This is a genomic window from Nonomuraea sp. NPDC049607 (assembly GCF_040675375.1).
Taxonomy (GTDB): domain Bacteria; phylum Actinomycetota; class Actinomycetes; order Streptosporangiales; family Streptosporangiaceae; genus Nonomuraea.
Map to the genome: position 1 here is coordinate 41,546 of NZ_JBFAOV010000051.1, position 6,000 is coordinate 47,545.

Annotated in this window: 7 protein-coding genes; 5 read left to right on the top strand and 2 right to left on the bottom strand. The window is 74.3% G+C overall.

Annotation, left to right across the window (positions count from 1 at the left end; translation table 11 throughout):
* Positions 1–203 precede the first annotated feature (203 nt).
* Together AB0J97_RS47355 and AB0J97_RS47360 are read right to left on the bottom strand one after the other, a co-directional pair.
* On the bottom strand, positions 204–1,391 hold the full coding sequence (locus AB0J97_RS47355; RefSeq protein ID WP_364102729.1) for an ROK family transcriptional regulator: 1,188 nt from the start codon (positions 1,389–1,391) through the stop codon (positions 204–206).
* A gap of 113 nt (positions 1,392–1,504) precedes the next feature.
* Positions 1,505–2,656 (bottom strand): ATP-binding protein, encoded by a 1,152-nt coding sequence (locus tag AB0J97_RS47360; RefSeq protein WP_364102744.1) that lies wholly within the window; start codon positions 2,654–2,656, stop codon positions 1,505–1,507.
* A 102-nt stretch (positions 2,657–2,758) separates the two neighbouring features.
* Between AB0J97_RS47360 and AB0J97_RS47365 the strand changes: the two genes are divergently transcribed.
* The 5 genes from AB0J97_RS47365 to AB0J97_RS47385 all read left to right on the top strand — a co-directional run bounded on the left by AB0J97_RS47365 (position 2,759) and on the right by AB0J97_RS47385 (position 5,790).
* Positions 2,759–3,301, top strand: a complete 543-nt coding sequence (locus tag AB0J97_RS47365; protein ID WP_364102732.1) for a helix-turn-helix domain-containing protein — start codon at positions 2,759–2,761, stop codon at positions 3,299–3,301.
* 3 nt (positions 3,302–3,304) lie between these two features.
* Positions 3,305–3,667: a hypothetical protein gene (locus AB0J97_RS47370; protein ID WP_357708486.1), complete on the top strand. Its 363-nt coding sequence runs from the start codon at positions 3,305–3,307 to the stop codon at positions 3,665–3,667.
* Entirely contained in the window at positions 3,664–4,656 is a 993-nt protein-coding gene (locus AB0J97_RS47375) for an ATP-binding cassette domain-containing protein (RefSeq protein WP_364102735.1), read from the top strand. Before AB0J97_RS47370 ends, AB0J97_RS47375 begins: the two co-directional genes overlap by 4 nt.
* On the top strand, positions 4,653–5,450 hold the full coding sequence (locus AB0J97_RS47380; RefSeq protein ID WP_357708490.1) for an ABC transporter permease: 798 nt from the start codon (positions 4,653–4,655) through the stop codon (positions 5,448–5,450). The genes AB0J97_RS47375 and AB0J97_RS47380 overlap by 4 nt, the downstream gene beginning before the upstream one ends.
* Positions 5,451–5,556: 106 nt before the next feature.
* On the top strand, positions 5,557–5,790 hold the full coding sequence (locus AB0J97_RS47385) for an alpha/beta fold hydrolase (protein ID WP_364102738.1): 234 nt from the start codon (positions 5,557–5,559) through the stop codon (positions 5,788–5,790).
* Positions 5,791–6,000 lie beyond the last annotated feature (210 nt).

Sequence of the window (6,000 nt, forward strand, 5' to 3'; positions counted from 1 at the left end):
CTTTCCGTGGGGGGTGGGCCGGGAAGGAGGGTTCCATTGGCGGACGATCGAAGAACCTTCGTAGCTCGGGACATTAGATGTCACTTTTGATGATTGTCAACGAAAGTCTGTTAAGTCCTAGACGTAACGAGTTGACGCCCTGGCCGGAACGGCGAAGCCCCGCCCTGCGCGACGGACGCGGGGCGGGGCTTCGGGCGTGGACGTCAGCCGGCGAGGGCGCTGTCCACCGCCTCCGGGGCCAGGACGTGCTCCAGCACCATGACGGCCGCCCCGATGACGCCGGCCCGGTCGCCCAGCTCGCTGCCCTGGATGCGCAGGTGCTGGGTGGCCAGCGGGAGCGAACGTTTGTAGATGGCCTCGCGGACGCCCGCGAGCAGGTGCTCACCGGCGTCGGCCAGGTCGCCGCCGATCACGATGGCGGCCGGGTTGAAGAAGTTCACGATCGTGGCCAGCACGTCGCCGATCTCCCGCCCGGCCTGCCGGACGAGCTGGGCGGCGTCGCGGTTGCCCGCGCGCAGCAGCGCGACGACGTCCCGGCCGCCGGTGGCGGGCACGCCCGTCGCCGCGATCCGGGCGGCCAGCGCGGCCCCGCCCGCCAGGGCCTCCAGGCAGCCCACGTTGCCGCAGTGGCACAGCACGTCGTCGTCGGCGGTGGCGACGCGGATGTGCCCGATGTCGCCCGCCGCGCCCTGGGCGCCCCGGTGGAGGCGGCCGTCGGAGATCACGCCGCAGCCGATGCCCGTGCCGATCTTGACGAAGACGAGCTGGCCGGTCTGCTGCCGCCCGGCGCGGTGCTCGCCGAGCGCCATGATGTTGACGTCGTTGTCCACGAGGACCGGCACGCCCAGCCGCTCCCCCAGCCACTCCGGCACCGGGAAGCGGTCCCAGCCGGGCATGAGCGGCGGGTTGACCGGGCGCCCGGTCGAGTACTCGACCGGGCCCGGCAGGCCGATGCCCGCCCCGCACACGTCGGCCAGGTCGCGGCCGCTCTCGTCGAGCAGGTCGGTGAACGTCCGGACGAGCCGCCCGAGCGCCGCCTCCGGGCCCCGGTCGATCGGCGCGTCGGCGGTGCGCTCGGCCAGCACCGTGCCGCCGAGGTCGGTGATCGCGACCCGCTCGTGCATGACGCCCAGGTCGGCGGCGAGGACGAGCCGCGCGGTGCGGTTGAAGGCGAACATGGCCGCCGGCCGCCCGCCCGAGGAGACGACGTCGTCGGCGGGCAGCACCCAGCGGTGCCGCAGCAGCGCGTCGAGGCGCAGGGACACGGTGGACCTGGCCAGGCCGGTGAGCTGGACCAGCTCGGTCCGGGTGCGCGGAGGCCCTTCCCGTAGCAGGGAGAGCAGCGCGCCGGCCCCCGCCGTCGCGCCGTTGAGCGTGTCCAGAGTCAACACCAGCCTCTCCGCCGATGACGGCAGCCACTTCAGAGGACCCCAAGTCTATCTTCGACGGCTGGAGACTGACTTATGACCGTGCGTCGGCATAAGTCCTGGGGTCCGGCGGACGGTCAGGTCGCCAGCGGGAGCCTCAGGACGAAGCGGGCGCCGCCCTGATGGTCGGCCACGAAGAGGTCGCCCCCGTAGGCGTGGGCGATCTCGCGGGCGATGGGCAGGCCGAAGCCGGAGCCGCCGGCGTCCAGCGAGCGCGCCTGCTCCTCGCGGTACAGCCGGTGGAAGATGCGTTCCCGCTCCTCGGGCGGGATGCCGGGCCCGTCGTCGAGCACCTCCAGGACGGCGTACGGCGGCGCGGCGGCGACCACGAACTCGATCCTGCTGGTGGTGTGGCGCTCGGCGTTGGCCACCAGGTTGGACAGCAGCCGGGCCAGCCGCACCCGCGAGGCGCGGACCACCACGTTCTCCTCCAGCCGCGTCAGGACGGACGCGCTCGGCGGATGGGCGTCCAGCTCCTCCACGACCAGGCGGGCGAGGTCGACGAGGTCGGCGCCGGGCGGCGGGGCCGTGTAGAGGCGGGCCAGGGCGAGCAGGTCGCCGACGATGTCGTTGAGGCGTTCGGCGTCGCGGTGCAGGCTGTGCAGAGTGCGGCGGAGGTCGGCGCCGGGGTCGGACAGCGCCTCCTCCAGCTCGGTCAGCAGGCCGGCGATCGGGTTACGCAGGTCGTGGGCGGCGTCGAAGACGAACCGCTGCTGGTGCTCGATCGTCTCGTGCAGCATCGACACCTTCTGCTGCTCCTGGCGGTAGGCCTGGTGGAGCAGCGCGTTGGGCTTCAGCGGCCCGGAGACCCGGCCGCCGGTGGGGCCCGGCGCGGCACGCCGGGATTCGAGCGGGCCGCTGACCTCCCCGAAGACGACGACGATCTCCTTCACGTCCCCCGACGGGTCGAGCACCGGGGCCTGCGTGAGGCGCCAGTGGCGCTGGTCGGGCGGGTCCCAGTCGTCCCGCAGCAGCGGCACGACGTCGCCGACGCCGGCCCCGGCCACCCGCTCCAGCGAGGCACGCACCTTCGCCGCCCCGGACGCGCTCAGGTCCGCCAGGACCGGGGCCTCGCCCAGCAGGGCGCGGCCGATGACCTCCGCCCGGTCCTGGCCGGTCATCCGCAGGTAGGCGTCGTTGACGGCGAGCACGACCCCGCCGCGGGTGAGCACCATGCAGGGACACGGCAGTGCCTCGAATGCCGCCTGGTAGTCGACCGACGCTCCCATCACGGGTCCCCCTCAGCCGCCATCTACCCCCACCGGGCCTGTGACATGCGGAAACACGCCAGAGTTGTCATTCTCATTCTCGATAGTGATAACGTCTTGCGTGTGACGACCTCGACAGAGCGCTGGGCCGAGCTGGCGCTGCATCCCGTGCGGATCCGCATCCTGCGCGCCGTCGCCGGGGGCCGCCGTACGGCCTCCGGCCTGGCGGGCCTGCTGCCCGACGTGCCGCAGGCGACGCTCTACCGGCAGATCGCGACGCTGGCCAAGGCCGGGATGCTGGAGGTGGTCGAGGAGCACAAGGTCGGCGGAGCGACCGAACGGGTGTACGCGGTGCCCGAGGGCGGCCTGACGCCGTCCCCCGAGGCGCTGGCGACGGCGACGGCGGAGGACCACGCCCGGTGGTTCACCGCGTTCGCCGGGAGCCTGCTGTCGGAGTTCTCCCGCTATCTCGACCGGGAGCGCGTCGATCTGGCCGCCGACGGCGCCGGCTACCAGCAGATGGTGCTCCACCTGGACGACGAGGAGTTCGTCGCCTTCGCCCAGGGATTCGCCGAACTGGTGCGGCCCCTGCTGGCGAACGAGCCGGGAGGGGGGCGTACGCCGCGCTTGCTGGCGACGGTCCTGCTCCCCCTGAAGGAAGGCTGAGCTGTGGCAACGGTAATGGTCAACGAGGGTCTGGTCACGATCGTCTTCGGCCCCTGGGAGCGGTTCCTCACCGGTCACGGCCGGTACACGTTCCCGCTCGCATCCGTGCGGGAGGTGCGGGTCGCCGGTGAGCCGTTGCGCGTCCCGCGCGGCGCGCGGAAGGGGCTGAGCGTGGCGGGCCACGTCAAGATCGGGGTGTGGGGGCTGTTCGGGGGGCGGCGGCAGCTCGTGTCGGTCACCCGTGACACGCCTGCGGTGCACCTGCTGCTGGACCGCGCGGGGGCCGGCGGCGAGTTCGACGAGGTGGTCGTCTCGGTCCCCGACGCCGGACGGGTCGCCGCCGCCGTACAGGCCGTGGTCACGTGACCGGCGTCGAGGTCAGCGGCCTGACCAAGCGGTACGGCGAGCTGACCGCCGTCGACGACCTCAGCTTCACGGTCAGGCCGGGCGCGGTCACCGCGTTCCTCGGCCTCAACGGCGCCGGGAAGACCACGACGATGCGCATGATGGTCGGCCACGTCACCCCCACCCGCGGCGTCGTGACGATCGGCGGCCGGCGCTACCGCGACCTCCCGCGCCCGACCACCGTGGTGGGCGCGACGTTCGACGCCGCCTCCTTCCATCCCCGGCACTCGGTCAGGGACCACCTGCGGATCTACGCCGCGATGGGCGGCCATCCCGATCGCCGGGTCGGCGACCTGCTGGGCCTGGTGGGCCTGGCGGGGGCCGCCGGGCGGGCGACCGGCGCCCTGTCCACCGGGATGCGGCAGCGGCTCAACCTGGCCACCGCCCTGCTCGGCGACCCCCGCGTGCTGCTGCTCGACGAGCCGGGCAACGGCCTGGACCCCGAGGGCGCGGCGTGGCTGCGCTCGTTCCTGCGCGGCATGGCCGCCGAGGGCCGTGCCGTCCTGGTCTCCAGTCACGTGCTGGCCGAGGTGGAGCAGGTCGCCGACGACGTGGTGGTCATCGGGCGGGGGCGGCTGCTGGCCGCCGGCCGCCTGCGCGAGCTGTGCGGCGCCGAGCCGGACGTGCTGGTGCGCACCCCCGACGCCGCCGCCCTGCGCGCGGTCCTGGCGGGCGAGGCCGAGCTGGTGGAGCCGGCCGGGCCGCACGACCTGCGGGTCCGCGGCCTCGATCCGGCGCGGGTCGCCGCCCTGGCCGCGGCCCACGGCCTGCCGGTACACGGCCTGACCACCGAACGCCCGACCCTGGAACGTCTCTTCCTCGGACTCACCGGCGAGGGGGCGCGGGAGCGGGCGGACGGGAGCGAAGGGACAGGCCCGGGAGAGCGGGCCGACGGGAGTGCAGGGGCGGGCCCGCGGGAGCGGGGCGCGAGTGGGAGGGCGGGCGTGTGAGGGGTTTCGTGCGGGCCGAGTTCCGCCGGTTGCTGGCCACGCGGATGTGGTGGGGCATGCCGCTGGTGGCCGTCCTGCTCGGCGGCGGGCTGATCGGGCTGCTGGCCGTGGTCGGGCCGGAGAACTTCGAGCCGCCGATGCCGGGGCTGGACACCGAGGCGGGGGTGCGGGCCGTCCTGGGGTTCCTGGGGTTCACGGCCTTCGTGCCGGCCGCCGCCGGGACGCTCGCCGTGACGTCGGAGTACCGGCATCGCACGGTGAACTTCACGTTCCTGTTCGCGCCGGACCGCTGGCGGGTGCTGGTGGCCAAGCTCGCCGCCCACGCCGTGGCGGGCCTGGCGTACGGGCTGGTGCTGGCCCTCACGGCGGGGGCGGCGCTGTTCGGCGTGGCCGCGGCCCGCGGCGTCGAGCTGGGGCTGCCGGCCGGGACGATCGTGGCGCTGCTGGCCCGGCTGGGGGTGGCGATGGCGGTCTACGTGGTGCTCGGCGTGGGCCTGGGCGCGCTGATCCGCAACCAGGTCGCCGCGCTGTGCGTGGTGATCGGCTACCTGTACGGCGGCGAACTGGCGCTGATCATGATCCCCGGGGTGCGGGAGCTGTACCCGTGGCTGCCCGGCGGCGCCACCTCGGCGCTGACCGACTTCACCGCCGTGGCCGACGCGCTGGCCGCGCAGTTGTCCAGCGAGCCGGTCCGGCTGCTGTCACCGGCCGCCGGGGCGCTGGTCCTGCTGGCGTACGCGGCGCTGGCGAGCACGGCCGCCGTCCTGAGACCGCTGCGCCGGGACGTGGCCTGACCGCGACCGCCCGAACCCCGCCTGATCGCGAACCGGCCGAGACCCCGCCGGACGGCCAACCGGCCGGGACCCCGCCTTACCGGGAACATTCGTACAAGCCCGCAGGGTGGGCAGGCGGGGACAGTATCTCGGCAAGCCGCTGCTGGTGCTCTTCGGCCAGGACGACCGGAGATGGCGCTCGTCCTCGGCCGCCGACTACCGGACGGTCCCTGGCGTGACCGTCGAACTGCTGCCCGGGACCGGGCACTCCCCCATGCTGGAGGACCCGGCCCGGACGGCTGCGTCCCTGCTCGCCTTCGCCTCGGCCCACGACGGGCCGCAGGCCGCGACGGCGGGGTGAGCCCTGGGCGCGAGGGCCGGATGCGGTCCGCGCGCCCAGGGCCCGGGGTCAGAACAGGCCGCCCAGGAAGTCGTCCAGGCCGCTCTGGTCGATCCAGCGGGTGACGCGGGCGCCGGCCCAGGCGGCCGCCCAGGACCGCCAGCAGGTCGGTCAGCATCGCGGCGAGCTCGTCGGGGCTGAGCCACAGCGTGCCCTGCCGGTAGGAGACCG